23 protein-coding genes are annotated in these 23,578 nt (G+C 68.2%); 18 read left to right on the top strand and 5 right to left on the bottom strand.

From position 1 onward, the window contains the following. Positions 1 to 383: 383 nt before the first annotated feature. From AB4Z46_RS09745 to AB4Z46_RS09760, 4 genes are all read left to right on the top strand, one after another. The gene (locus AB4Z46_RS09745) at positions 384 to 1,745 is read left to right on the top strand and encodes a cache domain-containing protein (RefSeq protein ID WP_442283281.1); all 1,362 of its coding nucleotides are present in this window, start codon (positions 384 to 386) and stop codon (positions 1,743 to 1,745) included. Continuing rightward, positions 1,742 to 2,380 (top strand): response regulator, encoded by a 639-nt coding sequence (locus AB4Z46_RS09750; RefSeq protein ID WP_442283282.1) that lies wholly within the window; start codon positions 1,742 to 1,744, stop codon positions 2,378 to 2,380. Before AB4Z46_RS09745 ends, AB4Z46_RS09750 begins: the two co-directional genes overlap by 4 nt. 118 nt (positions 2,381 to 2,498) lie before the next feature. After that, positions 2,499 to 4,565, top strand: coding sequence for a carbon starvation CstA family protein (locus tag AB4Z46_RS09755; protein WP_442283283.1), 2,067 nt, complete (start codon positions 2,499 to 2,501; stop codon positions 4,563 to 4,565). Then, positions 4,565 to 4,777 (top strand): YbdD/YjiX family protein, encoded by a 213-nt coding sequence (locus AB4Z46_RS09760; protein WP_442283284.1) that lies wholly within the window; start codon positions 4,565 to 4,567, stop codon positions 4,775 to 4,777. Before AB4Z46_RS09755 ends, AB4Z46_RS09760 begins: the two co-directional genes overlap by 1 nt. A gap of 28 nt (positions 4,778 to 4,805) precedes the next feature. Here AB4Z46_RS09760 and AB4Z46_RS09765 read toward each other — a convergent pair whose 3' ends face one another. The 3 genes from AB4Z46_RS09765 to ygfZ form a co-directional block, all read right to left on the bottom strand. Continuing rightward, positions 4,806 to 5,846, bottom strand: coding sequence for an MBL fold metallo-hydrolase (locus tag AB4Z46_RS09765; protein WP_442283285.1), 1,041 nt, complete (start codon positions 5,844 to 5,846; stop codon positions 4,806 to 4,808). A 46-nt stretch (positions 5,847 to 5,892) separates the two neighbouring features. Next, a complete protein-coding gene (locus tag AB4Z46_RS09770) occupies positions 5,893 to 6,552 on the bottom strand; it encodes a peroxiredoxin (protein WP_442283286.1) in 660 nt (219 codons plus the stop codon). 185 nt (positions 6,553 to 6,737) lie between these two features. Then, on the bottom strand, positions 6,738 to 7,661 hold the full coding sequence (gene ygfZ / locus AB4Z46_RS09775; protein ID WP_442283287.1) for a CAF17-like 4Fe-4S cluster assembly/insertion protein YgfZ: 924 nt from the start codon (positions 7,659 to 7,661) through the stop codon (positions 6,738 to 6,740). Between the two features lie 82 nt (positions 7,662 to 7,743). Between ygfZ and mltG the strand changes: the two genes are divergently transcribed. The 10 genes from mltG (at position 7,744) to tkt (ending at position 18,347) form a co-directional block, all read left to right on the top strand. After that, the gene (mltG, locus tag AB4Z46_RS09780) at positions 7,744 to 8,763 is read left to right on the top strand and encodes an endolytic transglycosylase MltG (RefSeq protein ID WP_442283288.1); all 1,020 of its coding nucleotides are present in this window, start codon (positions 7,744 to 7,746) and stop codon (positions 8,761 to 8,763) included. Then, positions 8,760 to 9,392, top strand: coding sequence for a dTMP kinase (gene tmk, locus AB4Z46_RS09785; protein ID WP_442283289.1), 633 nt, complete (start codon positions 8,760 to 8,762; stop codon positions 9,390 to 9,392). Before mltG ends, tmk begins: the two co-directional genes overlap by 4 nt. Beyond that, positions 9,389 to 10,408 carry a DNA polymerase III subunit delta' gene (locus AB4Z46_RS09790; RefSeq protein WP_442283290.1) on the top strand — a complete coding sequence of 340 codons (1,020 nt, stop codon included), beginning with the start codon at positions 9,389 to 9,391 and terminating at the stop codon, positions 10,406 to 10,408. Before tmk ends, AB4Z46_RS09790 begins: the two co-directional genes overlap by 4 nt. Next, a complete protein-coding gene (locus AB4Z46_RS09795) occupies positions 10,405 to 10,779 on the top strand; it encodes a PilZ domain-containing protein (protein WP_442283291.1) in 375 nt (124 codons plus the stop codon). The genes AB4Z46_RS09790 and AB4Z46_RS09795 overlap by 4 nt, the downstream gene beginning before the upstream one ends. Positions 10,780 to 10,860: 81 nt before the next feature. Then, positions 10,861 to 11,679, top strand: a complete 819-nt coding sequence (locus tag AB4Z46_RS09800) for a TatD family hydrolase (protein ID WP_442283292.1) — start codon at positions 10,861 to 10,863, stop codon at positions 11,677 to 11,679. After that, complete coding sequence (locus AB4Z46_RS09805; RefSeq protein ID WP_442283293.1) at positions 11,666 to 12,325, top strand: ankyrin repeat domain-containing protein; 660 nt, start codon at positions 11,666 to 11,668, stop codon at positions 12,323 to 12,325. Before AB4Z46_RS09800 ends, AB4Z46_RS09805 begins: the two co-directional genes overlap by 14 nt. Before the next feature lie 284 nt (positions 12,326 to 12,609). Further along, entirely contained in the window at positions 12,610 to 13,482 is an 873-nt protein-coding gene (locus AB4Z46_RS09810) for a hypothetical protein (RefSeq protein ID WP_442283294.1), read from the top strand. Positions 13,483 to 13,666: 184 nt separating this feature from the next. Beyond that, positions 13,667 to 15,166 (top strand): trypsin-like peptidase domain-containing protein, encoded by a 1,500-nt coding sequence (locus AB4Z46_RS09815; protein WP_442283295.1) that lies wholly within the window; start codon positions 13,667 to 13,669, stop codon positions 15,164 to 15,166. A gap of 80 nt (positions 15,167 to 15,246) precedes the next feature. Next, positions 15,247 to 16,266 carry a phosphogluconate dehydrogenase (NAD(+)-dependent, decarboxylating) gene (gene gnd, locus AB4Z46_RS09820; RefSeq protein ID WP_442283296.1) on the top strand — a complete coding sequence of 340 codons (1,020 nt, stop codon included), beginning with the start codon at positions 15,247 to 15,249 and terminating at the stop codon, positions 16,264 to 16,266. Positions 16,267 to 16,283: 17 nt separating this feature from the next. Further along, complete coding sequence (gene tkt / locus AB4Z46_RS09825; protein ID WP_442283297.1) at positions 16,284 to 18,347, top strand: transketolase; 2,064 nt, start codon at positions 16,284 to 16,286, stop codon at positions 18,345 to 18,347. A gap of 13 nt (positions 18,348 to 18,360) precedes the next feature. Here the strand turns inward: tkt and AB4Z46_RS09830 are convergent, their stop codons facing one another. After that, complete coding sequence (locus tag AB4Z46_RS09830; protein WP_442283298.1) at positions 18,361 to 19,818, bottom strand: sensor histidine kinase; 1,458 nt, start codon at positions 19,816 to 19,818, stop codon at positions 18,361 to 18,363. Between the two features lie 167 nt (positions 19,819 to 19,985). On the opposite strand from AB4Z46_RS09830, the gene AB4Z46_RS09835 reads away from it, so the two are divergent. The 3 genes from AB4Z46_RS09835 (at position 19,986) to AB4Z46_RS09845 (ending at position 21,751) form a co-directional block, all read left to right on the top strand. Further along, the gene (locus tag AB4Z46_RS09835; RefSeq protein WP_442283299.1) at positions 19,986 to 20,183 is read left to right on the top strand and encodes a hypothetical protein; all 198 of its coding nucleotides are present in this window, start codon (positions 19,986 to 19,988) and stop codon (positions 20,181 to 20,183) included. 172 nt (positions 20,184 to 20,355) lie between these two features. Then, positions 20,356 to 20,988 carry a response regulator gene (locus AB4Z46_RS09840; RefSeq protein WP_442283300.1) on the top strand — a complete coding sequence of 211 codons (633 nt, stop codon included), beginning with the start codon at positions 20,356 to 20,358 and terminating at the stop codon, positions 20,986 to 20,988. 220 nt (positions 20,989 to 21,208) lie between these two features. Next, positions 21,209 to 21,751: a hypothetical protein gene (locus AB4Z46_RS09845; protein WP_442283301.1), complete on the top strand. Its 543-nt coding sequence runs from the start codon at positions 21,209 to 21,211 to the stop codon at positions 21,749 to 21,751. Here the strand turns inward: AB4Z46_RS09845 and AB4Z46_RS09850 are convergent. Beyond that, positions 21,748 to 22,695: an adenylate/guanylate cyclase domain-containing protein gene (locus AB4Z46_RS09850; protein ID WP_442283302.1), complete on the bottom strand. Its 948-nt coding sequence runs from the start codon at positions 22,693 to 22,695 to the stop codon at positions 21,748 to 21,750. The two genes, AB4Z46_RS09845 and AB4Z46_RS09850, sit on opposite strands and share 4 nt — an antisense overlap. 181 nt (positions 22,696 to 22,876) lie before the next feature. Here AB4Z46_RS09850 and AB4Z46_RS09855 point away from each other — a divergent pair, with 181 nt between their 5' ends. Further along, complete coding sequence (locus AB4Z46_RS09855) at positions 22,877 to 23,323, top strand: hypothetical protein (protein WP_442283303.1); 447 nt, start codon at positions 22,877 to 22,879, stop codon at positions 23,321 to 23,323. Positions 23,324 to 23,578: the final 255 nt, after the last annotated feature.

The following is a 23,578-nucleotide window of genomic DNA, read 5'->3' on the forward strand; positions in this document are numbered from 1 at the left end:
CGCGGCTGCCCTGCGCTGCTCGCGGTGCCTCAACGGCCAGCCCGGGGCATACCGCCCGCCGCCGCTGACACGCTGGGGTTGCATCGGCGTTGGAGACGCCACCGATCTTCGAACACCCCTGAGCCCGGCATGCGGTGCGGGACCGGCGATCCCCTCTGCGCCGCTGAGGAGCGCAGCCTTTCGCGGATCAGGGCTCGCGACTGTTTGAGCCGAAGGCGAGTTTGAGCGAGACCCCGCGAAAGGCGAGCACCGCAAGGCAGCCCGAAGGGCCGGCGCAGTGGGGTCGACGGGCCCGCACCGCATGCCGGGCGGCCCCCAAAACTAGGCGAAAAGGCCCAGGCCCAGGACGCCGCCCGCGCCGCAAATGTTAGTCTTGCCGCCCCATGAACCTGAGGACCAAGATCGTCGCCCTCGCGGTGGCGCCGCTGCTGGTCGCGCTGATGCTGGTGGCCTTCGCGGTGCGCCACCAGGAGCGCGACCTGGCGCAGCGCGAGCGGGCGCTGATCGAGAAGACCTACATGGCGCAGCGGCGCAGCGAGCTGCGCAGCTACGTCGACCTGGCCGTGAGCACCGTGCGGCCCTTGTACGATGCCGGCCTCGACGACGAGGCCGCGCGCGCCGAAGCCCTGCGCCGCCTGGCCGCGCTCGACTACGGCAACGACGGCTATTTCTTCGTCTACGACCTGCAGGGCCGCTCGCTGATGCATTCGCGCCAGCCCGAGCTGGTCGGCCGGTCGCTGTGGGAGCTGCGCGACTCCCAGGGCCGCCTCACCATCCAGGACCTGATCGCGCGGGCGAACGAAGGCGGCGGCTATGTCGAGTACCAGTGGCGCAAACCTTCCAGCGCGCAGCTGGCGCCCAAGCTCGGCTATGTGACCGCGTTGCCGCGCTGGAACTGGATGGTCGGCACCGGCCTCTACCTCGACGACATCGACGTCGCGATGCAGACCCTGGACCGGCAGATGAACACCAACGTCACGACCACCATGCTCTGGATCGCCGGCATCGCCGCGCTGTGCCTGGCCGTGGTCAGCGCCACCGGGCTGCTGCTGAACCTCAGCGAGCACCGCATCGCCGAGGCCCGGCTGCGGCTGCTGGCACGCCAGGTCGTGCAATCGCAGGAGGACGAGCGCGCCCACTTGGCGCGCGAGCTGCACGACGGCACCAGCCAGACGCTGGTATCGGCCAAGCTGATGATCGAATCCGCGGTCGATGCGCTGGAGCGCGCGCGCCAGCAGGTGCCGCCGACACTGGGCAAGGCGCTGCAGCGGCTCAATGAATCGCTGGTGGAAGTGCGGCGCATCTCGCACCGCCTGCGGCCGGCCCTGCTCGACACGCTGGGCCTGCCGGCGGCGCTCGAACGGCTGGGCGCCGAGTTCGGCGACGAGGGCGGGGTCGCCGCCTCGGTCACGGTGCAGGGATTGCCGCGCGAACTGCCGCAAGAGGTGAAGACCGCGCTGTTCCGCGTTGCGCAGGAGGCGTTGACCAATGTGCGCAAGCACGCCGGGGCGCAGCAGGTGGGCATCGTGCTGGCCTTCGCGGGCAAGGCCGTGCAGCTCGAGGTCAGCGACGACGGCAGCGGTTTCGACGAGGCCGCGCTCGAACTCGATCCGAAGCGCGGGATCGGCCTGCGCAACATGCGCGAGCGCGTGGCCGCCATCGGCGGCTCGCTCGGCGTGCGCTCCGACCGCGACGGCACCTCGATCCTGGCCGAGGTGCCGGTGGTCGCGGGGGAGGGCGCATGACGGCCTCCGCGGTGATCCGCCTGTTCCTGGTCGACGACCATCCGCTGGTGCGCGACGGCCTCCGGGCCCGGCTCGGTCCGCTGCCGGGACTCGAGATCGTCGGCGAGGCCGGCAGCGCCGCCGAAGCGCTGGAAGGGATCGCCGAGACCCGCCCTGGCCTGGTGCTGGCCGACGTCGGCATGAAGGGCATGAGCGGCATCGAGCTGGCATCGCTCTTGCGTGATCGTCAGCCCGAAGTGCGGGTGCTGATGCTCAGCATGTACGACAACCCCGAGTACGTGCAGCAGGCGCTGCAGGCGGGCGCCCGCGGCTATGTGCTCAAGGACGCGCCGGCGGCCGAGATCGTCGCCGCGATCGAGGCCGTCGCGGCCGGCGGCACCTTCCTGAGTTCGGCGGTGTCGCAGCGGCTGTTCGCCAACCAGCAGCCGCGGCCACTGCTGACGCCGCGCGAGAGCGAGATCCTGTCGGCGCTCGGCCGCGGCGACTCGAGCAAGCAGATCGCGCGCGAGCTCGGCCTCAGCGTGCGCACAGTCGAGGCGCATCGGCAGAGCATCAAGCGGCGGCTCGGGCTCGAAGGCCAGTCGGCCCTGATCAAGTACGCCGTCGAACACGCCCGGGAGTTCAAGGGCAGCTGAACGATTGCCTAGGGTTATCCCTTAGGTGATGCCACGCGCCCGATTCGCGCGGTGCAACCGATGCCGGCGCGGCCCAGGCTCGCCAAACTCCCGGGGGTTCATTTTCCGGAGACATCCAATGCACAGCATCCGCCGCCACCTGGTGTGGCTCGTCGTGGCCGTGGTCGGCGCCTTTGCGCTCGGCACCGTGGCCCTGTCCCGCGGCGAAGCCATCAATGCGCTCTGGATCGTGGTCGCCGCGATCTGCACCTACCTGATCGCCTACCGCTACTACAGCCTGTTCATCGCCACCCGCGTGCTCGGCCTGGACGGCGGTCGAAAAACGCCGGCGCACCGCCACAACGACGGCCTGGACTACGTGCCGACCGACAAGAACGTGCTGTTCGGCCACCACTTCGCGGCCATCGCCGGCGCCGGTCCGCTGGTCGGCCCGGTGCTCGCGGCGCAGATGGGCTACCTGCCCGGGCTCCTGTGGATCCTGGCCGGCGTGGTGTTCGCGGGGGCGGTGCAGGACTTCATCGTGCTGTTCATCTCGACCCGCCGCGACGGCCGCTCGCTGGGCGACCTGATCAAGCAGGAGATGGGCACCGTGCCCGGGATGATCGCGCTGTTCGGCACCTTCATGATCATGATCATCATCCTCGCGGTGCTGGCGCTGATCGTGGTCAAGGCGCTCGCCGAATCGCCGTGGGGCACCTTCACGGTGGCAGCGACCATCCCCGTGGCGGTCTTCATGGGCCTCTACCTGCGCTACATCCGTCCGGGCCGCATCGGCGAGGTCTCGGTGATCGGCTTCGTGCTGCTGATGGCGGCGATCTTCGGCGGCCAGGCCGTGAGCATGAGCCCGACCTGGGGCCCGATGTTCACCTTCGACGGCAAGGCCCTGACCTGGATGCTGATTGGCTACGGCTTCGTCGCCGCCAGCCTGCCGGTGTGGCTGCTGCTGGCGCCGCGCGACTACCTGTCGACCTTTCTCAAGATCGGCACCATCATCGCGCTGGCCATCGGCATCGTGTTCGTCGCGCCGACGCTGCAGATGCCGGCCGTGACCCAGTTCGCGCAGGGCAACGGCCCGGTCTGGTCGGGCAACCTGTTCCCGTTCCTCTTCATCACCATCGCCTGCGGCGCGGTGTCGGGCTTCCACGCGCTGATCTCCTCGGGCACCACGCCGAAGATGCTCGACAACGAACTGCACGCGCGCTTCATCGGCTACGGCGGCATGCTGGCCGAGTCCTTCGTCGCCGTGATGGCGCTGGTGGCGGCCGCCTGCATCGACCCGGGGGTCTACTTCGCGATGAACAGCCCGGCCGCGCTGGTCGGCAGCACGCCCGACGCGGTGGCGCAGACCATCTCGGGCTGGGGCTTCGCGGTCACGCCCGACATGCTCGTGCAGACCGCCAAGGATGTCGGCGAGAGCACCATCCTCGGCCGCGCCGGCGGCGCCCCGACCCTGGCGGTCGGCATGGCGCACATCCTGCACCAGGTGATCGGCGGGCAGGCGATGATGGCCTTCTGGTACCACTTCGCGATCCTGTTCGAGGCGCTCTTCATCCTGACTGCAGTGGACGCGGGCACCCGCGCCGGCCGCTTCATGCTGCAGGACCTGATGGGCAGCTTCGTGCCGGCGCTCAAGCGCACCGACTCGCTGCCGGCCAACCTGATCGCGACCTTCCTGTGCGTGGCGGCCTGGGGCTATTTCCTGTACCAGGGCGTGGTCGATCCGCTCGGCGGCATCAACACGCTGTGGCCGCTGTTCGGCATCTCCAACCAGATGCTGGCCGCGGTGGCGCTGATGCTCGGCACCGTGGTGCTGTTCCGCATGAAGCGCGAGCGCTATGCCTGGGTGGCGGCGGCGCCGGCCGCCTGGCTGCTGATCTGCACGCTGACTGCGGGCTGGCAGAAGATCTTCTCGGCCGACCCGAAGGTGGGCTTCCTGGCCCATGCCTCGAAGTACGCCGACGGCCTGGCGCAGGGCGTGCTGATCGCCCCCGCGAAGACGCCCGAGGCGATGGCCCGGATCGTCTTCAACGACCGGCTCGACGCCGGGCTCTGCGCGCTGTTCATCTTCGTGGTGCTGAGCGTGCTGGTGTACAGCGTGCGCAGTGCGCTGGCGGCGCGCCGGGCCAACCACCCGACCGCCCGCGAGACGCCCTTCGAGCCGATGGTGCCGTCGGCCGCGGCCTGATGGCCAGCGGCGCCAGCCTGGCCGAGACCGGGCGCTACCTGACGCGCTCGCTGGCGCAGTCGCTGCGCCTGATGGTGGGCCTGCCGGACTACGACACCTACCTGAGCCACATGGAACGCACGCATCCGGACCAGGCCCCGATGAGCTACGAGGCCTTCTTCCGCGAGCGCCTGGAGGCGCGCTACGGCGGCGGCAAGGGACGGTGCTGCTGACGAACACCGCGCGGCTTCGCGCGGCGGCTCAGGGATCCCGGCCGGTCTTCAGCGGATAGCCGGCTTCGCGCCAGGCTTTCATGCCGCCATCGAGCGCGACCGTGTGAAGGAAGCCCATCTGGCGCAAGGTCGATGCGGCGAGCGTCGAGATGTAGCCCAGCTCGCAGCAGCTCAGGATGCGCCGCGTCGGGTCCGGCAGGTCCTGGTTGACGCGCAGCTCGAGCTGTCCGCGCGGCAGCAGCCGGGCGCCCGGGATGTGGCCCGCCTCATAGGCATCGCGCTCGCGCACGTCGAGCACGATGAGGTCGTCTTCGGCGGCCTCCACGCGCCCCTTGAGTTCGGCCAGCGACATGAAAGGCACGGCCGCCGTGGCCTCGGCCAGGAGTCGCGCCACCGTCTTGCCGCCGCTCATGTTCGTGCGCAATGCTTCGGTGATGTGCGTGGGCATCGTGAGATTGAGGCTGCGCATCATCTCGACGAAGGCGCCGCGCTCGCGCTTCTGCAGGCGCGGGTTGGACGCGAGCTCCTCGGCGATCGTCGAATGGCTGCGGCCCTTGTAGTCGTGCGCCGGGCACACCTTGAGTGCCGGGTCCAGCCGCAGCACGCGGTTGAACAGGCTGTCGTAGAGCGCTTCCGGGTCGCCGCTCGGGAGGTCGGTGCGGCCGGTGGCGCCGATGAGCAGCGTGTCGCCGGTGAAGAGGCGATCCCCCACCAGCAGGCACATCGAGTCCGCAGTGTGCCCCGGCGTGTGAAGCACCTGCAGCCGTAGCTTGCCGAGCACGACCATCTCGCCGTCGCCGAGCCGCATGTCGACGAAGGGCGCCGGGCTTGCGCGATGCATGACGACCGGCACGCCCAGCTGGCGCGCGAGCTCGCGGGTGGCCGAGAAATGGTCGGCGTGGGTGTGGGTGTCGATCAGGTAGCGGATACGCACGCCGTCACGGGCGGCGAGGGCGATGTAGTGATCGATCTGGCTCAGCTCGGGGTCGATCAGCGCGGCCGCGCAGGTCTCGTCGCAGCCGACCAGGTAGGACTGGCAGCCGCCGGTCGCAATCTGCTCGAAGACCATGGGGTGTGCGTCCTGCGACCGTTCGGCGGCTTCCGGAGGGCCTGGATCAGCCCGGCTGCTTGACCACGCGGAGATAGGGCTTCGGCGACTTCCAGCCGTCGGGGAACAGCTTCTTGGCGTCATCGTCGGACACCGAGCCGGCGATGATCACGTCCTCGCCGTTCTTCCAATTGACCGGCGTGGCGACCTTGTGCGCGGCGGTCAGCTGCATCGAATCGAGCACGCGCAGGATCTCGTCGAAGTTGCGGCCCGTGGTCATCGGGTAGGTCAGCATCAGCTTGATGCGCTTGTCGGGACCGATGACGAAGACCGAGCGCACCGTCGCGTTCGTCGCCGCGGTCCGCCCTTCGGAGGTGCCCGCCTCCTCGGCCGGCAGCATGTTGTAGAGCTTGGCCACGGCGAGATCGGTGTCGCCGATCATCGGGTACTTGGGAAGGTAGCCCTGGGTCTCCTCGATGTCCTTGGCCCAGCGGTCGTGGGCGTCGACCGGATCGACGCTCAAGCCGATCAGCTTGGTGTTGCGCTTGGTGAACTCGGGCTCGATCTTCGCCATGTAGCCGAGCTCGGTGGTGCACACCGGTGTGAAGTCCTTGGGATGCGAAAAGAGGATCGCCCAGCTGTCGCCGATCCAGTCGTGGAACTTGATCGGCCCCTTGGTGGTGTTGGCCGTGAAGTCGGGAGAAACGTCGTTGATGCGCAGTGACATGTCCGCTCCTTGAGAGAGGTCATCGACAGAAGCCCGCGGCCGGCAAAGATGCGACCAACGATCCGCTGCCGCAGGACGAACGGAAAGTACACCACGTTCGGGAGCAGGAAACAAGCGCGCCGGCCCCAAGCGCGGCGACGCCGCCAACGGGAATGTGTACCGCCTGCGTACCCTTCGTCCTGGCCCTAGATATCTTCCAGCAGCGCGTAGGGCAGGGGCTCCACCGTGAGCGCAGGTCCATCGGCAGCCTGCGCATGCAGCCCCCCGGCATCGACCGCGGCGATCTGGATCGAGATCAGCGCGGCCCATCCGCCGCCCGGCGCCGGCGCGGCCTGGGCCACGGTGCCGACCGGCTGCTCCGCGTCGTTGGCCGCGAAGACTTCATCGCCGACCGCCACCTCGTCGCTGGCCTGCACGAGGTAAGTGCGCCGCTTCAAGGTGCCGCGGAACTGGCTGCGCGCCACGATTTCCTGGCCCGGATAGCAGCCCTTCTTGAAATTCACGCCGCCCACCGATTCGTAGTTGAGCATCTGCGGCACGAAGGCTTCGACCACCGGCGTGCTCAGCGTCACGATGCCGCTGCGCACCTCGCTCCAGGACCAGAGCGCCGGGTCCAGCGCGGCGCCCTGAGGCGCGGCGCTGCCGGCCGGTGCGATCCACAGCGCACGCGGAACGCCGTCGGACGGGTAGAGAGTGACCGCGTGGGCGTCGCCGACCGCGCTGGTGCGCCCCGGCGGCGCGCCGGCATCGACGCCGTTGGCGATCAGCGCGGTTCCGGCGATGCCGTAGAGCACGAATTCATCGCTGGCGTCACTGAGCTTGGCCTTGGCGCGCAGCACGTACATCGACAGCCGCTTCAACGTCGCGGCGAGGATGTCGCGGCTGCACACCAGCAGCACCAGATCGGGCTCGGGCCGGATACCGACAAAGCTGGCGATCATCCGGCCCTTGGCAGTACACAGGGCCGCCAGGCGGGCTTCGGAAGCGTCGAGCAACGCGAAATCCTGGGTCAACTGGCCATGCAGAAAGTTCGCGGCATCAGGGCCAGCGGCTCGAATCACACCGAGGTGGGAGAGGGCGGTCACGCCATTCAGAACGACAGGGGTCATCGCTGAATTATCATGGCCGGCTTCGTTCCGTTCGGCCCGCAGGGCTACCTCGTTTCTCTGTTCGCCTCCTTTTCCGGAATCCGTGCGCCGCTTCCTTCTCACTCTCTTTCTGCTGGCGTCCCTCGTCGCGCTGGCCGCAGGCGCCGCAGGCCTCTGGTGGGTCAACCAGCCGCTCAAGCTGCCCGCGCCCAGTGTGGATCTGTCGGTCGAGCCGGGCACCACGCCGCGCGGCATCGCACAGGCGGTCGCCGACGCGGGCGTCGACGTGCCGCCTCAGCTGCTCTACCTGTGGTTCCGCTTTTCGGGCCAGGACCGGCAGATGCGCGCCGGCAGCTACGAGCTGGAGCGGGGCGTCACGCCGCGCCTGCTGCTCAACATCCTGGTGCGCGGCGAGGAGGCGACGCGCAGCCTGGTGCTGGTCGAGGGCTGGAACTTCCGCCAGGTGCGCGCGGCCCTGGCCAAGGCCGAGCAGCTCAAGCCCGAGACCGTGGGCCGCAGCGACGAGGAACTGATGGCCGCGCTGGGCCGTCCGGGCCAGCACCCGGAAGGCCGCTTCTTCCCCGACACCTACACCTACTCGAAGGGCTCGACCGACATCGCCCTGCTGCAGCGCGCGATGCGCGCCATGGACAGGAAGCTCGATGCCGCCTGGGCCGCTCGCGCCTCCGATTTGCCGCTCAAGACGCCCGATGAGGCGCTGATCCTGGCCAGCATTGTCGAAAAGGAGACAGGCAAGGCCCAGGACCGCGCCGAGATCGCGGCCGTCTTCGTCAACCGGCTGCGGATCGGAATGCCCTTGCAGACCGATCCCACCGTCATCTACGGCCTCGGCACCCGCTTCGACGGCAACCTGCGCAAGAAGGATCTGCAGGCCGACACGCCCTGGAACACCTACACGCGCAACGGCCTGCCGCCGACGCCGATCGCGATGCCGGGCAAGGCCGCGCTGCTGGCGGCCGTGCAGCCGGCGCAGAGCCAGTCGCTCTATTTCGTTTCCCGAGGCGACGGCACGAGCCAGTTCAGCCGATCGCTCGACGAGCACAACCGGGCCGTGAACCGCTACCAGCGCGGCGGCGACCCCAACCAGCGGAGTGGGCAATGAAGGGGCTTTTCCTGACCCTCGAAGGCATCGATGGCGCCGGCAAGTCGAGCCACATCGACGCGCTCGAGGCGCTGTTCAGGGCGCAGGGCCGCCAGGTCACGCGCACGCGCGAACCCGGGGGCACGCCGCTCGCCGAAACCCTGCGCGAACTGATCCTTGTGCAGCCGATGGACGCGCTGACCGAGTCGCTGCTGGTGTTCGCGGCGCGCCGCGACCATATCGTGCGCGTGATCGAGCCGGCGCTGGCGCGCGGCGACGTGGTGCTGTGCGACCGTTTCACCGATGCCACCTTCGCCTATCAGGGCGCGGGCCGCGGCTTCGATGCCGCTGTGCTCTCGGCCCTCGAACGCTGGGTGCAGGGCGCGCCGGGTGCGGCCTCCGGCCCGCTGCTGCAGCCCGACGTCACCCTGTGGTTCGACCTGCCGCCCGAGACCGCCGCCGAACGCCTGGCCGGTGCCCGGCTGCCGGACAAGTTCGAGTCGCAGCCGGTCGAGTTCTTTCGCCGTGTCGCGGCCGGGTACGCCGATCGTGCCGCAGCGTCGAATCGCTTCGTCCGCATCGACGCCAGCCAAGCGCGCGATCGGGTCTGGCAGCAGGTCGAAGCGGCCCTGGCAGGGCGCGCCCGATGACGGCGGACACCCTCCAGCCCTGGCTGCGCCAGCCGCTCGCGGAGCTGCTGCGCCAGCGCGGCCATGCCTGGCTGCTGCAGGGCCCCTCGGGGCTCGGGCAGTACGAACTCGGCCTGTCGCTGGCGGCGACCTGGCTTTGCGAGCAGCCCGACGAGGCCAAGACCCACGGCGCCTGCGGCCAGTGCCCGAGCTGCCATGCGATCCAGGTCCGCACCCACGCCGACCTGCTGGTGCTGATGCCCGAAGTCGCGATGCAGGCCCTGGGCTGGCCGTTGGACGAGAAGTCGCAGGCCGACATCGACGACAAGAAGCGCAAGCCCAGCCGCGAGATCCGCGTCGAGGCGATGCGCGACGCCATCGGCTTCGCCCAGCGCACCAGTGCGCGCGGACGCGGCAAGGCCGTGCTGGTCTACCCGGCCGAGCGCATGAACCTGATCACCGCCAATGCGCTGCTGAAGACGCTGGAGGAGCCGGTCGGCGACGTGCGCTTCGTGCTGGCCAGCGAGGCCGCATGGCAGTTGCTGCCCACCATCCGCAGCCGCTGCCTTGGCTTCACGCTGCCGTGGCCCGAGGGCGAGGCGGCCCGGGACTGGCTGGTCGGGCAGGGCGTTCCCGCGGCCGATGCGCCGGGACTGCTGCGCGCGGCAGGCGGCCGGCCCAGCGACGCGCTGCGCCTCGCCGGCCAGGGCCAGTCGCCCAAGGCCTGGGCCCTGCTGCCCAAGGCGATGTCGCGCGGAGATGTCGGCGCGCTGGCCGACCATGCCCCGGCCCAGGCCATCGGCGCGCTGCAGAAGCTCTGCCACGACCTGATGGCCACGGACTGCGGCGCCGAGCCGCGCTTCTTCGAGCCCGCCGACCTGCCCGCGGTACCGCCCCGGGCGGCGCTGGCGCGCTGGTCCCGCTCGCTCGCGAATGCGGCAAAAACCGCAGAACACCCGTTCAATGCGGGCCTGATGCTGGAAGCGCTTGTGAGCGAGGCGAGAACCACCCTAAACTCGGCACGCCGCCGCCCATGAACACACCTGCCGCTCCTTCCCCCTCCGCGCCCGTCCGGCCCAGCGTCATCCAGCTGGCGATCAAGGAAAAGGGCGCACTGTATGCGGCGTACATCCCGCTGTTTGCCGAAGGCGGGATCTTCATTCCGACCGCGCGCGAGTACCGGCTGGGCGACGACGTCTATGTGCTGCTGACGCTGCCCGAAGACCCGCAGCGCTATCCGGTGGCCGGCAAGGTCGCGTGGATCACGCCGGCGCGTGCCGCGGGCAACCGCGCTCCGGGCGTCGGCATCCGTTTCCCCTCCGACGAGAAGTCGCGCCAGCTCAAGGCGCGCATCGAAGAGGCGCTGGGCGCCACCCTGGCCTCCGACCGCCCGACCCAGACCATCTGAGTCCGGCCCCATGACGCGACGCCGCGATCGCTGCGGCGGCCGCGCCATTCCGGGGCTTCCGACGCCTTAGCCGATCCTGCGATGTTCACCGACTCCCACTGCCACCTGACCTTTCCCGAGTTCGCGGACCAGATGCCGCAAATCCGCGCCGCGATGGCGGCCGCGCAGGTCGACCGGGCACTGTGCATCTGCACCACGCTGGAGGAATTCCCCGAGGTCCAGGCCCTGGCCGAGCGCCACGACAACTTCTGGGCCAGCGTCGGCGTGCATCCGGACAACGAGGACATCGCCGAGCCCACGGTCGAAGACCTGGTGCGGCGCGCCGCGCTCCCCAAGGTCATCGCCATCGGCGAAACCGGGCTCGACTACTACCAGATGGAAGAGCGCAAGGGCGGTCGCAGCATCGCCGACATGGAATGGCAACGCGACCGCTTCCGGGTCCACATCCGTGCCGCGCAGCAAACGCGCAAGCCGCTGGTGATCCACACCCGCGAAGCTTCGGCCGACACGCTGGCGATCCTGAAGGAGGAGGGCGAGGCGGGCGGGAGCCGGGCGGCCGGCGGCGTGTTCCATTGCTTCACCGAGACCGCCGAGGTGGCGCGCGCCGCACTCGACCTCGGTTTCTACATTTCGTTCTCGGGCATCCTGACCTTCAAGAAGGCGCAGGATCTGCGCGACGTCGCCGCCTTCGTGCCGCTCGACCGCATGCTGATCGAGACCGACAGCCCGTACCTGGCGCCGGTGCCGTACCGCGGGAAAACCAACAACCCGTCCTACGTGCCCTTCGTGGCGCAACAGATCGCGCAGTTGCGCCACTTGCCCGTCGAGGCGATCGCGAAGGCCACGAGTGTCAATTTCGAGACCCTGTTCAGCGGGGTCAAACATAATGAATCACTTTAAAAAACTTCTGTATCTTGCTGTTTTTGCAGCATCTTTTTCGGCACAAGCAACAGACTACGACGACTTCTTTCGTGCGGCCCGGGCAGACAACGTCAGTGGCATGAAGAGCCTGCTGGCCAAGGGATTCGACCCCAATACGCGCGACGACAAGGGGCAGACGGCGCTGCTGATCGCGATGCGGGAGCCTTCGCCCAAGGTGATCGACGTGCTGATCGCTTTCCCCAAGACCAACGTCGAGGCCCGCAATGCCAAGGACGAGAGCCCGCTGATGCTGGCCGCCATCAAGGGCCAGCAGGAGCTCGTGACCAAGCTGATCGCGCGCGATGCCGACATCAACAAGCCCGGCTGGACGCCGCTGCACTATGCGGCCACCAGCGGCCAGGTCGCGATCATGAAGCAGTTGCTCGACAAGGACGCCTTCATCAACGCGCAGTCGCCCAACGGCACCACGCCGTTGATGATGGCCGCGATGTATGGCTCTGCCGCAGCCGTCCAGTTGCTGCTCGACGAAGGCGCCGACGTCGCGATGAAGAACGAGCAAGGCATGACGGCCGCCGATTTCGCCGAGCGCGGCAAGCGACCCGACGCCGTCCAGTTGCTGGGCGCAGCCGCCAAGCCGAAGCGGCCCGCCGACGGGAAGTGGTAGGCCGGCAGGTCCGGCCGACAACAGCATCGGCTCGGCTCGCGGCCAGACTCAAGTTGAACGCGTAACGGCCCGCAACCCGCGGCCGCTGCCATCGGACGCCCGGAGCTTCCTCTTCGTGATTTATACAATGTATATTATGTTAAATCAAAGAAGCGATGGACGAACAGCCCAGGACGGGGCTCTCCAGAATTGTCACAACTCCTTCGTAGCATGGACAGCGGTCATATGCACCGGGGCCGGCACACGCCGTACTGCCCCTCCCGATTTTCATGAATGGAGTTTCAATGCGCGTCCTTCGACCCCTGGCTTTCGGCTTTCTCGCAGCCTCCTTGCTTTCCGCCTGCGGAACACCCGGCTCATCGACGCCAGCCGTTGACAACAGCCCGCTCGGCCAGGCCGAGTTCCGGACGCACAAGACGACCTACGGCGTCGTCTACCGCCTGCCCAAGGACGTCACGGACGTGCTCGACGCAAAGATCAACGCGCCCTTGAAACAGGACCTGCTGCGGCTGGGTCTGCAGGCCGAGGCCCAGAACCCCAACATCCCGCACGTCACGGTGGTCCACATCCACAGTGCGGACCCGGGCACGCCGCAGAAAATGCTCAAGGCGCTGCCGAAGCCGCCGGCGCCCATCCAGCTGACGCTCAAGACCTTCTACACGACCGAGGCGGCCAAGGATGCGGGCCGCCCGTGGTGGCTCGATCTCGGCATCGTGAAAAGCGGTCAAGGCTTCGAAGACATGATGGCGTTCAACACGAGCGTCACTGCCGCCGTGGCGCCGCTGCGCGATGGCCCGCTGCCGCGCGTGACGGGCCCGGTCTACGCAAAGATGGCGGAGCCCGGTCGGGAACTCGTCAGAACCGTGGGCGTGAGCGGCGTCAATGTCGTGAAGGACGGCAAGGAACTGCGGGCCCACAACCCCCACAACACGCTGGTCTACAGCATGGCGCCTTTCACGCCAGCGCTGCAGTCGTCGATGAAGCAGGTCGCCGAACAGATGAACGGCATCCTGCCCAACGGCATCGACACCACCTTCCGCGACGTGTCGATCGTGGAACTGGCCTTTGCCGGCAACGTGACGCGGGAGATCTACCGGATCAGCCTGGTCGACGGTTCGGTCACCGACATGGCCACCGGCGCGCGCGTGAACCGCTAGCAAAGCGATCTCGTCCGCGGGGCACTTGCCCTGCGGACGCGTCGCATCGTCGGTCGCTGACCCCGCGGGCCATGCCCGGATATTCGCCGTGGTCTTCTGCGATCGACTTGCGCCAGATCAGGGTCCGGCGCACGCTCCCTTTGGATACTGGACTCCCCTGCCCGCCAGGCAAAAGAGGCCTGTCATGGATGAGCGAATTCTTGTTCCCTTCGGCCTGCACCAGGCGGCGGCGCCAGTGCCCGAACGAGCGCCGGAGAGAGCCCTGGTTCGGCGCCCTCGCCTCGTCCTGGCCCTTGCATTCGCCTGCCTGTTGAATGCCTGCGCCGGCAGCGCTGTGCGCGCGCCCGGATTCGATGCGGCGAGTTCGCCCGGGCCTGCTTTCTCCTCGCTGGTACCGAGTCGCACCGCGACGGTGGTCGACATCAACACGCTGCGTGTCGGCCGCGACGAGAGCCGCGAAGGGATCGAAGTCGAGATCGCGTCGGAATTCGACTTCGCGGACCGCCTGCCCTGGTCGCTGCCAGCGAGCGTGCGGATCAGCCAGATCAGGGACGTCGCCTCGGGTGTCATCCTCACGAGCGACGGCTTGATCCTCACCAGCGCGCACGTGGTCGCGAACATCGACGAGGCCACCATCCGGCTGCACGATGGGCGACGCTTCCAGGCCCGGGTGGTCGGAGCCGATCCACGCACGGACGTCGCGCTGGTGAAGATCGAGGCCACGGGTCTGCCCGTTGCGGTCATCGGCGACTCGTCGCGGCTGGTGCCGGGCGATTGGGTGGCCGCGATCGGCGCACCGTTCGGTTTCCATGGCAGCGTCACGACCGGCGTCGTCAGCGCGGTGGACCGCCTCATCGGCGGCGCCGGCGAGATTCCCTTCATCCAGAGCGACGTCGTGATCAATCCCGGGAGCTCCGGCAGCCCCCTGTTCAACAGCCGCGGCGAAGTGGTCGCGATCAACTCGTTGATCTACAGCGGCAGCGGCGGCTACATGGGGCTGTCCTTTTCCGTGCCGATCAATCTGGTGATGAAGATCGCCGAACAGTTGAAGGCCACGGGCAGGGTCCGCCGGGCCCGCCTCGGCGCCGAACTCCAGGAAATGACACCCGCACTGGCCCGGTCCTTCGGCACGCCGGAGGCCAAGGGGGCTCTTGTGGTCCGGGTCGATGCCGAGGGTCCGGCCCAGGCCGCGGGTCTGCTGCGCGGAGACATCGTCACGGCGTTCGACGGCGTCGCGGTTTCGCGCTTCACCGAAATGGTGCAACGCGTGGCCGATCTCCCGCCCGGGACCCGCAGGCGGCTGGACGTCTGGCGCGCAGGAACCCGGCAGACGCTCTGGGTGACGCTCGCGGAGCAACCTGCTCCGCGGCGCACCCTGGGCGCGCCGGTTGCGGCGGTCTGGGGCGACGGCCTCGGCCTGCGCCTGGGCGAGCTGTCGCCGGCACAGCGACTGCAGCTGCAACTGGGCAGCGACAGCGGCCTGATGGTTCGCGAGTCCGCCGGGCTGGCGCGCAGCGAGGGCATTCGCGCGGGCGATCTGATCGTTGCCATCAACAACACCCGGCTCGAACGTGTCGAGGACTTCAGGCTGGCGCTGTTGCATCTGCCCCCGGGTCGGACCGTCGCGCTGCTCGTGGTGCGCGATCATCGCTGGGCCTATGTCCCGATCGGACTTCCGGATTGACGCACGCGGCCTGCCCTTCACCATCGCCTGCCGAAAGCGCATGATCGTCCCGGTCGCCATCGAAGCACAAGGACACCAGCATGCAACTCGGAATGATCGGCCTTGGCCGCATGGGCTCCAACATGGTTCGCCGGCTGCTCAAGAACGGCCATCGGTGCACGGTGTTCGACAGATCGGCCGCCGCGGTCGGCGCACTCGCCGAGGAAGGCGCCACCGGCGCCTCGTCGCTGGCCGACCTGGCCGCCAGGCTCGAAAGGCCGCGCGCCGTCTGGCTCATGGTGCCGGCCGCGGTGGTCGACCAGGCCATCGCCGACCTGTTGCCGCACCTGGACGCCGGCGACACGCTGATCGACGGCGGCAACTCCTACTACGTGGATGACATTCGCCGTGCCGGCGAGCTGGCGGCGAAGAAGATCGACTACGTCGACGTCGGCACCAGCGGCGGCGTATGGGGGCTCGAGCGCGGCTACTGCATGATGATCGGCGGCCCGCTCGCGACCGTCGAGCGGCTCGACCCGATCTTCAGGACCCTGGCGCCCGGCATCGGCACCATCGAGCGCACCCCCGGCCGGGAACAGGCGGCCGGCACTGCCGAGAACGGCTACCTGCGATGCGGCGAGAGCGGTGCCGGCCACTTCGTGAAGATGGTCCACAACGGCATCGAGTACGGCATCATGGCCGCCTATGCCGAAGGCATGGGCATCCTGAAGGCCGCCAACATCGGCAGCAAGCAGCACGACATCGACGCCGAGACCACGCCGCTGCGCCACCCCGAGCGCTACCAGTACGACCTCGCGCTGCCCGACATCGCCGAGGTCTGGCGCCGTGGCAGCGTCATCGCATCCTGGCTGCTCGACCTGACGGCCACCGCGCTGGTCGAGGATCCGGCGCTGGCGAAGTTCGCCGGCCGGGTCTCCGATTCGGGCGAAGGCCGCTGGACCCTCAAGGCGGCGATCGACGAAGCCGTTCCGGCACCGGTGCTCACCGCGGCGCTCTACGAGCGCTTCTCCTCGCGCGGCGAGGCCGACTTCCAGAACAAACTCCTGTCGGCGATGCGCTTCCAGTTCGGCGGCCATGTGGAAAAACCCGGCGGGCCGTGAACCCCGTGGAGCGAACCATGACCGATGCCGAGCTCGATCTGTTGTCCATCAACACCATCCGCACGCTGTCGATCGATGCGGTGCAGGCCGCCAACTCCGGCCATCCGGGCACGCCGATGGCGCTGGCCCCGCTGGTCTATACGCTGTGGAACAAGGTCATGCGCTTCGACCCGCAGGACCCGATCTGGCCCGGCCGGGACCGTTTCGTGCTCTCCAACGGCCACGCGTCGATGCTTCTGTGGTCGGTGCTGCACCTGAGCGGCACGATGGCGGTGAATGCCGAGTACGAACTGCTCGGCGCGCCCTCCGTCACGCTGGACGACATCAAGCGCTTTCGCCAGTTCGGCAGCAAGGCGCCGGGCCACCCCGAGTACCACTGGGTGTCCGGCGTCGAGACCACCACCGGACCGCTCGGCCAGGGCGTCGCCACCAGCGTGGGCATGGCCATGGCGCAGCGCTGGCTCGCCAACCGCTATCACCAGGACGGCATCGCACTCTTCGACTACCGCATCTATGCGGTCTGCGGCGACGGCTGCCTGATGGAGGGCGTCGCGTCCGAGGCGGCGTCGCTGGCCGGCCACCTCGGGCTCGAGAACCTGTGCTGGATCTACGACAACAACCAGATCACGATCGAAGGCAGCACCCGGATCACTTTCACTGAAGACGTGGCGATGCGTTTCTCCGCCTACCACTGGAACGTGCTGCGGGTCAGCGACGCCAACGATACGGGGATGATCGAGGAGGCGATCTCGACCTTTCGAAAGACCCGGGGCCGGCCGACGCTGATCATTCTCGACAGTCACATCGGCTGGGGTTCGCCGCACCGCCATGACACGGCCGCCGCGCACGGCGAGCCGCTGGGCGAAGAGGAAGTCCGCCTCACCAAGCGCGGCTACGGCTGGCCCGAAGACGCCAGCTTCCTGGTGCCCGATGGCGTGCGCGAGCATTTCCAGACCGGCATCGGCGCCCGCGGCGCTGCCGCGCGCAGCGCCTGGAACCAGGCCTTCGCCCGCTACCGGACGCGCTTCCCTGCCCTCGCGCTCGAGATCGAGCAGGCGCAGCGGCGCGAGCTGCCCTCCGGCTGGGACCGGAACCTCCCGGTGTTCCCGGCCGATGCCAAGGGCCTGGCCGGGCGCGATGCGTCGGGCCAGGTTCTCAACGTGCTGGCGCAGAACGTGCCGTGGTTCATCGGCGGCTCGGCCGACCTCGGGTCCTCGAACAAGACCACGCTGAAGTACGCCGGCGCCGGCGATTTCGAGCCCGCGAGCCCGGGCGGAAAGAACATTCACTTCGGCATCCGGGAGCATGCGATGGCGGCAGCCGTCAACGGCATGGCGCTGTCCAAGCTGCGGCCCTTCGGCGCCACCTTCTTCATCTTCAGCGACTACGCACGGCCGGCCATCCGGCTGTCGGCCTTGATGGAGCTGCCGACGCTGTTCGTCTTCACGCACGATGCGATGGGCGACGGCGAGGACGGGCCGACCCACCAGCCGATCGAGCAGCTGGCGTCGCTGCGCGCGATGCCGGGCCTCACCGTGCTGCGCCCGGGCGATGCCAACGAGGTGGTCGAAGCCTACCGCGTGGCGCTGCAGTCGCAGCACCGGCCGACCGCTATGGTGCTCTCGCGCCAGCCGTTGCCGACCCTCGACCGCAGCCGGCTCGCCCCGGCCTCCGGCGTGGCGCGAGGCGCCTACGTGCTGGCCGATCCGCCGGGCGACGCCGCCCCCGACCTGATCCTGATCGCCAGCGGCAGCGAGGTCAGCGTGGCCTTGCAGGCGCACGAGCAATTGCTGGCCCAGGGCCTGCGATCGCGCGTGGTGTCGATGCCCTCGTGGGACCTGTTCGAGCAGCAGACGCCGGCCTACCGCACCGCCGTGCTGCCGCCTTCGGTGACTGCGCGCGTGGCCGTCGAACAGGCCTCGGCCTTCGGGTGGGAGCGCTACGTCGGCTCGCTCGGCAAGGTGGTCGGCATGCAGACCTTCGGAGCCTCGGCGCCGCTCGCCGAACTGCAGAAGGCGTTCGGCTTCACGGTCGACAACGTGGTCGCGGTCGCGCGCTCGGTCCACCAGGCTGCCGCTTGACGGCAACGGAAAACTATGGGCGGGCTCGCCCTTCGCCCTGACTCCCCGGACCCGGTTGCAGGTTGCCGAGGCGCATCGAGCAGCGCGTACCGCGGCCCGCGATCGAATCGAGCCGCACCTCCGACTTGAGGGCCTTGGCCAGTCGCGCGACCAGGGACAGCCCGAGCCCGACGCCGTCGACCGCGGGCGTCGCGGCATCGTTCACGCGGTAGAACTCCTCGAACACCTTCTCGATCTTGTCGGCCGGGATGCCGACCCCCTGGTCGAACACCTCGACCACGACATCGCCCTGTTGCAGCCGGGCGGCCAGCAGGATCTTCTTGCCGGGCTGGCTGTACTTGATGGAATTCGACAGCACGTTGCCCACCATCCGGCGCAGGCGCACGGGATCCGAATGGATCACCGCATGGCCTGCACGCACGCGCAGACGGATGTTCTTCGCCTCCGCCAGCGGCTCGTACTGCAGTTGCAGGTCGCGCACGATGTCGGCGATCTGGACCGGCTCGATCGTCAGGTGCACCTGCCCGCTTTCAAGGATGGACAGGTCGAAGAGAGAGTCGAACAGATGGCTGACCGCCGCCGTGGCCTTGGCGATCTTGGGCGCCAGTTCGGCGTGCGTCTCCGGGTTGTCCTTGAGGAAGTCGGCGTACAGCGCCAGCGCCGAAACCGGCTGGCGCATGTCGTGGGTCGCGGCGGCGAGGAAGCGATTCTTGGTCCTCACCGCCTCGGTGGCCTGCCGCTCTTTCAGGGCCAGATCGTATTGAAGGCCGAAGTGCTCCTCCTGATTGGCATGGATCGCCCTGCCCAGCCCGACGATCACCGCCCAATGCAGCAGCGTGAGCGCCACGAACCAGTAGTTCACCGAGCCCCGCATCGGCCCGCGGACAACCCCGTACAGGACGCAGGTCAACATGACGAGGAAGAGCGAATTCACCGACCAGTGGAACACGAACGGCACCAGCGCGAGGCGGGTGATCGGCCCGTAGACGACCAGCGTCAGCACCAGCCAGCAGCTGAACTGGTTCACCTCCGGAAGGCGGCCGAAGAAGAGGAGCACCGACGCACCCCAGAACGGCGCCTCCAGAATGAAGACCGGCGCCGCCCTGGCGAGCAGCAGGGCCAGCGTGTCGAAGCCGGCGCCCCGGTGGTCGCGCAGGTAGACCTGCCCCACCCGCCAGCGCATCGCCGCGATCAGCAAGCCCGCGACCAGCCAGGCCGACACCGCCAGATGGTTCCCCTTGCCCCAGCACAGCGCCGCCATGGTCAGGATCAGCAGCACGCCCAGAGGCTGGCGGGTGCGCGACAGGCGCAGGAAGCTGCGGGTCAGCTGGCCCAGGATCCAGCGGGCGCGCAAGGCGGGCGCGTCCTCCTCGACTTCGCCCGGCGCCGGGTCGCTGCCGGGTTCTGCGCGCAACGACACCCGCGCGCGTGCCAGGACCGGCCTTGCATGGAACGACGCCTCGGGTGCCATTCTGAGTTTCAGAGTTTGGGTTGACTGACGAAGCCTCTCCGTTAGTCAAGCGCATCGCAACCCGGGATCACCCCCGGTTGCGTGCCGGGCACTTCTCGATGAAGGCCGGCAAACCAGTCGTTTGCCCTCTCGCGCGGGCGGCGGTTCGAAGGAATAATGCGGTCCGCATGAGACCAGTGCCTTCCGACCCCAAAGCCGTTGCCGGCGACAAACCCTCCACGCCTCAAGGCTCGACGGAGGATTCGCGGACCCTCCCCGCTCGGCTCGAAAGTTACCGGGCGAACCGCGCGCCGCGCTTCTCGAAGGGGTGGCTGGTGCTGGGCGGCCTGGCCACGGCAGCGGCGGTGTTCGCGCTGCTGCACTGACCGGCGCAGCGCGGCCTCGTTGCCGGCGTGATGGTGTAGGCGCATATCGCGTGTCATCCATTCGTACGCGCCGAAGGCGCGTCTCTCCTACGCGCTCTCGGGCCCTCGGAAGACGCGAGGCGCCTGCTCCGGCCCGCATGCTCTTCGCTTCCAACAACTCGAGGAGACAACGGTGATCAAGATCGGAATCGTGGATGACCATGCCATCGTTCGTTCGGGCCTGCGCGACTTCTTCTCTCAGCACGTGGACCTGCGCGTCGTCGGCGAGGCCGCCAATGGACGCGAAGCGATCGACCTGGTGCGCAATCACGAGATCGACGTGCTGGTCATGGACCTTTCGATGCCAGGCCAAAGCGGCATCGACGCCATCGCGATGGTCCGGGCCAAGGCCCCAGACACCGGCATCCTGATCCTGAGCGGCTATCCGGAGGAGCACTACGCGATGAACCTGATCCGCCAGGGCGCGAGCGGCTATCTCAACAAGGAATGCGATCCGCAGGAAATCGTCGAGGCGATCCGGACGATCTCGCTCGGACGGCGTTACATCACGCCGGGCGTGGCCGAACTTCTGGCCCGCCAGCTCGACCGCAACACCGACGCAGCGCCGCACGAGCAGCTCTCCGAACGCGAGTTCCAGGTCTTCCTCAAACTGGCGACCGGCGAGACCGCAGGCACCATCGCGGAGCACCTGTCGCTCTCGGTCAAGACCGTGAGCACGTACCGCAGCCGGCTGATGGAAAAGATGAACCTCGCTTCCAACAGCGACCTCACCTACTACGCGCTGAAGAACCAGTTGATCAACTGAGGGCCGCGGCCGGCGCACCGGCCGCATGGCACGCGACGCTTCGCCGACTTGTGCCTCCGTTCTGTGGATAACACTGTGTGAAGTGGCGGGACACCCGTGCCCGAAGCGTGGCCCCGCGCGGGGATCCGCCTCATTGCCTCCGAAACAGGCAGTGCGGCCAAACACCCTGCTTCCGGCGGCACCGTTAAGCTATACGGCCCCTTCGACAGCCGAAATTCCAATGACCACCATCCAGTCCAGACGCAAGCTCATCGTGATCATCCTGCTGTGCGTGGCGGTGGGCGGCGCGGTCATGCGGCATCGGGCTGCGCCCGGCTCGACGGCGCGAGACGTCGGAACCCTGCTGATGCTGCTGTGGGTGCCGATCATCGGCAACGTCATCACGTGGCTCATCGCGCGACTGCGGCGACCTGCAGTGTCCGCGCCCTCTCCCTTCGACGCCCGGACGGTGTTCGAACCTCAGCTTCAGGTCGAACTCACGCTGCGTCCGCCCAAGCTGCCATCCGAGGACGTGCCCGTCGCCGCCGGCGAACACCGTTGCGCGCTGGTGGTCGGCAACGAGGCTTTTTCGGCCCGCTGGTGGGTGTCTCCGGAGCAAAGGTTCCGTCGCGGCGCGACGCAGGCGCTGGGCGTCGAATTCGTGGCGCCGCACCTCGCGCTGCCCAAGTTCGAGCCCGGCGCCAGCTTCAGGATGCTGGTCGGCGATTCATTCGTCGGCGATGGCCGCGTGCTCGCGGCCATCGAGCCGGGTCGCGCCGACTAGCGCAGGTCCCGACGGGCCAGCAGCACGTTGCCGCCGGTGGTGTTGAATGAAATGGTCGGCGCGCTGAAATCGCTGAGCGGCGCACCCAGGCCGATCTCCCCGCTGCCGTGCAGCACGCACTCGTCGCGCCGGAGCGCGATCTCGCCGCTGGCGCCAGCCGTACCGTGGAAGCGCACCCAGGTGCCGTAGGTGCTGACGTCGACCAGCACGCAGCTGCCCTGGCGGGCCTCGATCCTCGCGTGCAGCCGCGACACCCGCGGATCGTTCACCACGAACTGGGCCTCGTCGACCCGTCCCAGATGAATGGGCAGCTCCGCGGCGCGGAACATCGAGCGCACGTCGAGCCAGGCCAGCTCGATCTGGCCGAAGGACGAATCGGCTCCGCGCGGCTGCTGAACCAGCGACGCCGGCATCGTCAGGAATTCGGAGACCTCGTCCTGCCAGTCGACGCGGTGCACCACCGGCATCTCGTTCTTGCCCCGGATATTGATCGGCCCCAGGCTGCGGTGGCGGACCTCGCCGCCGTGCAGTTGTTCGATGACCGACTCGGTGGCCCAGATCTGCCCGGGGCCGGCCAGGTCACTGAGGCGCGAAGCGAGGTTGACCGCATCGCCATAGCAATCGCCGTCGACCTCCACGATCTCGCCGCTGGCCACGCCGATCTGGAGCTCCATGCGCAAAGGCGCCGGCCAGGTCTGAAGCCGCTTCTGGTGGTTGCGCTGCATCTCCAGAACGGCGCGGGTGGCACTCACGCCCTCCGCGAAGACTGCAAAAACGCCATCGCCCAGCGATTTCACGACGCGGCCGCCGTGGGATTCGCAGACGCCGCCGATCCACTGCGTCAAGCGGGTCACGGTTTCGGTGGCGCGCGCATTCCCCATAGCCTCGAAGACTCTGGTGCTTCCCGTCAAATCGGCAAATACGACAGTGGAATTGGCGCCCATGTTGTGCAGTTTTTGGTAGCTCTCGCCATTCGATTATGGCAAAGCAACGCCCAAACACGGTCTCAAACGCGCAAATCGGGCCTGCCGAACCTCAAGCTGTTGCTTTTTCATTTCGACACAGTCCGTAGTACTAATTTTCGATCACAAATTAGAACTTAGGTATCAGTTCTTCGACCACTTCTTGAACAGTTTCGTGAAGTATGTTGTTTTTGAACATGAAATGATGTTTCCACGCTTGTGTGGCGCGGGGGCCAGGCTTAACGTAGCGTCCATCAAGGCTTTCGGCAACCGCCTGCATCCCATGGTGTCACCCAGCAGTCTCCTCCGCTTTCTGTCCATCCCGGGCTTCGGCTTTCGCCGTTCCCCGGATCGCCAGATGGGCCAGATCCGTACTGCGATGTTGTCCCTGCTGCAGGTCCACGGCGGCCACACGATGCAGCGCGTCGCGCAGCGGGTGCGTTTCGCCGGCGACCTCGAAGCGCTCTGGTATCTGCGCCAGGACGTGCTGACCGCCCTCAGTGCCGTCGATGGCGAAGTCGCCGCACGGCGCCAGATGCACCAGATCAATCGCCTGTTCAAGGGCGGCCTCCCCGGCGCCATGGGTCCCCGGACGCATTTACATAGCTGACCCCCAGGTTGCCCGCACTTCGTGTCGGGCGCCCACCCCCTTTCATGGGGCAACACCGGCGGCCCGGCAAAGCCGGTTCCGCGGTGTTTCACCAACGGGCCTGGCTTCGCCGGCCAACTCAAACCCATCGCCGCTTCTCGTTGACCGGCTGCGCGCAGCGCGCCTGTTCGTGGGCCGCCACGGAACCGGCTTTGCCGGGCCGTGGGCGGCGCCCCCGGTAGGGGGTGGGCGCCCGACACGAAGTGCGGGCAACCT

It is taken from the genome of Variovorax sp. M-6, assembly GCF_052114385.1.
GTDB lineage: Bacteria > Pseudomonadota > Gammaproteobacteria > Burkholderiales > Burkholderiaceae_C > Variovorax.

Coding starts and splice junctions, on each gene's coding strand:
- AB4Z46_RS09745 (WP_442283281.1), top strand. CDS start 384: ATGAACCTGAGGACCAAGATCGTCGCCCTCGCGGTGGCGCCGCTGCTG.
- AB4Z46_RS09750 (WP_442283282.1), top strand. CDS start 1,742: ATGACGGCCTCCGCGGTGATCCGCCTGTTCCTGGTCGACGACCATCCG.
- AB4Z46_RS09755 (WP_442283283.1), top strand. CDS start 2,499: ATGCACAGCATCCGCCGCCACCTGGTGTGGCTCGTCGTGGCCGTGGTC.
- AB4Z46_RS09760 (WP_442283284.1), top strand. CDS start 4,565: ATGGCCAGCGGCGCCAGCCTGGCCGAGACCGGGCGCTACCTGACGCGC.
- AB4Z46_RS09765 (WP_442283285.1), bottom strand. CDS start 5,846: ATGGTCTTCGAGCAGATTGCGACCGGCGGCTGCCAGTCCTACCTGGTC.
- AB4Z46_RS09770 (WP_442283286.1), bottom strand. CDS start 6,552: ATGTCACTGCGCATCAACGACGTTTCTCCCGACTTCACGGCCAACACC.
- ygfZ (WP_442283287.1), bottom strand. CDS start 7,661: ATGACCCCTGTCGTTCTGAATGGCGTGACCGCCCTCTCCCACCTCGGT.
- tmk (WP_442283289.1), top strand. CDS start 8,760: ATGAAGGGGCTTTTCCTGACCCTCGAAGGCATCGATGGCGCCGGCAAG.
- AB4Z46_RS09790 (WP_442283290.1), top strand. CDS start 9,389: ATGACGGCGGACACCCTCCAGCCCTGGCTGCGCCAGCCGCTCGCGGAG.
- AB4Z46_RS09795 (WP_442283291.1), top strand. CDS start 10,405: ATGAACACACCTGCCGCTCCTTCCCCCTCCGCGCCCGTCCGGCCCAGC.
- AB4Z46_RS09800 (WP_442283292.1), top strand. CDS start 10,861: ATGTTCACCGACTCCCACTGCCACCTGACCTTTCCCGAGTTCGCGGAC.
- AB4Z46_RS09805 (WP_442283293.1), top strand. CDS start 11,666: ATGAATCACTTTAAAAAACTTCTGTATCTTGCTGTTTTTGCAGCATCT.
- AB4Z46_RS09810 (WP_442283294.1), top strand. CDS start 12,610: ATGCGCGTCCTTCGACCCCTGGCTTTCGGCTTTCTCGCAGCCTCCTTG.
- AB4Z46_RS09815 (WP_442283295.1), top strand. CDS start 13,667: ATGGATGAGCGAATTCTTGTTCCCTTCGGCCTGCACCAGGCGGCGGCG.
- gnd (WP_442283296.1), top strand. CDS start 15,247: ATGCAACTCGGAATGATCGGCCTTGGCCGCATGGGCTCCAACATGGTT.
- tkt (WP_442283297.1), top strand. CDS start 16,284: ATGACCGATGCCGAGCTCGATCTGTTGTCCATCAACACCATCCGCACG.
- AB4Z46_RS09830 (WP_442283298.1), bottom strand. CDS start 19,818: ATGGCACCCGAGGCGTCGTTCCATGCAAGGCCGGTCCTGGCACGCGCG.
- AB4Z46_RS09835 (WP_442283299.1), top strand. CDS start 19,986: ATGAGACCAGTGCCTTCCGACCCCAAAGCCGTTGCCGGCGACAAACCC.
- AB4Z46_RS09845 (WP_442283301.1), top strand. CDS start 21,209: ATGACCACCATCCAGTCCAGACGCAAGCTCATCGTGATCATCCTGCTG.
- AB4Z46_RS09850 (WP_442283302.1), bottom strand. CDS start 22,695: ATGGGCGCCAATTCCACTGTCGTATTTGCCGATTTGACGGGAAGCACC.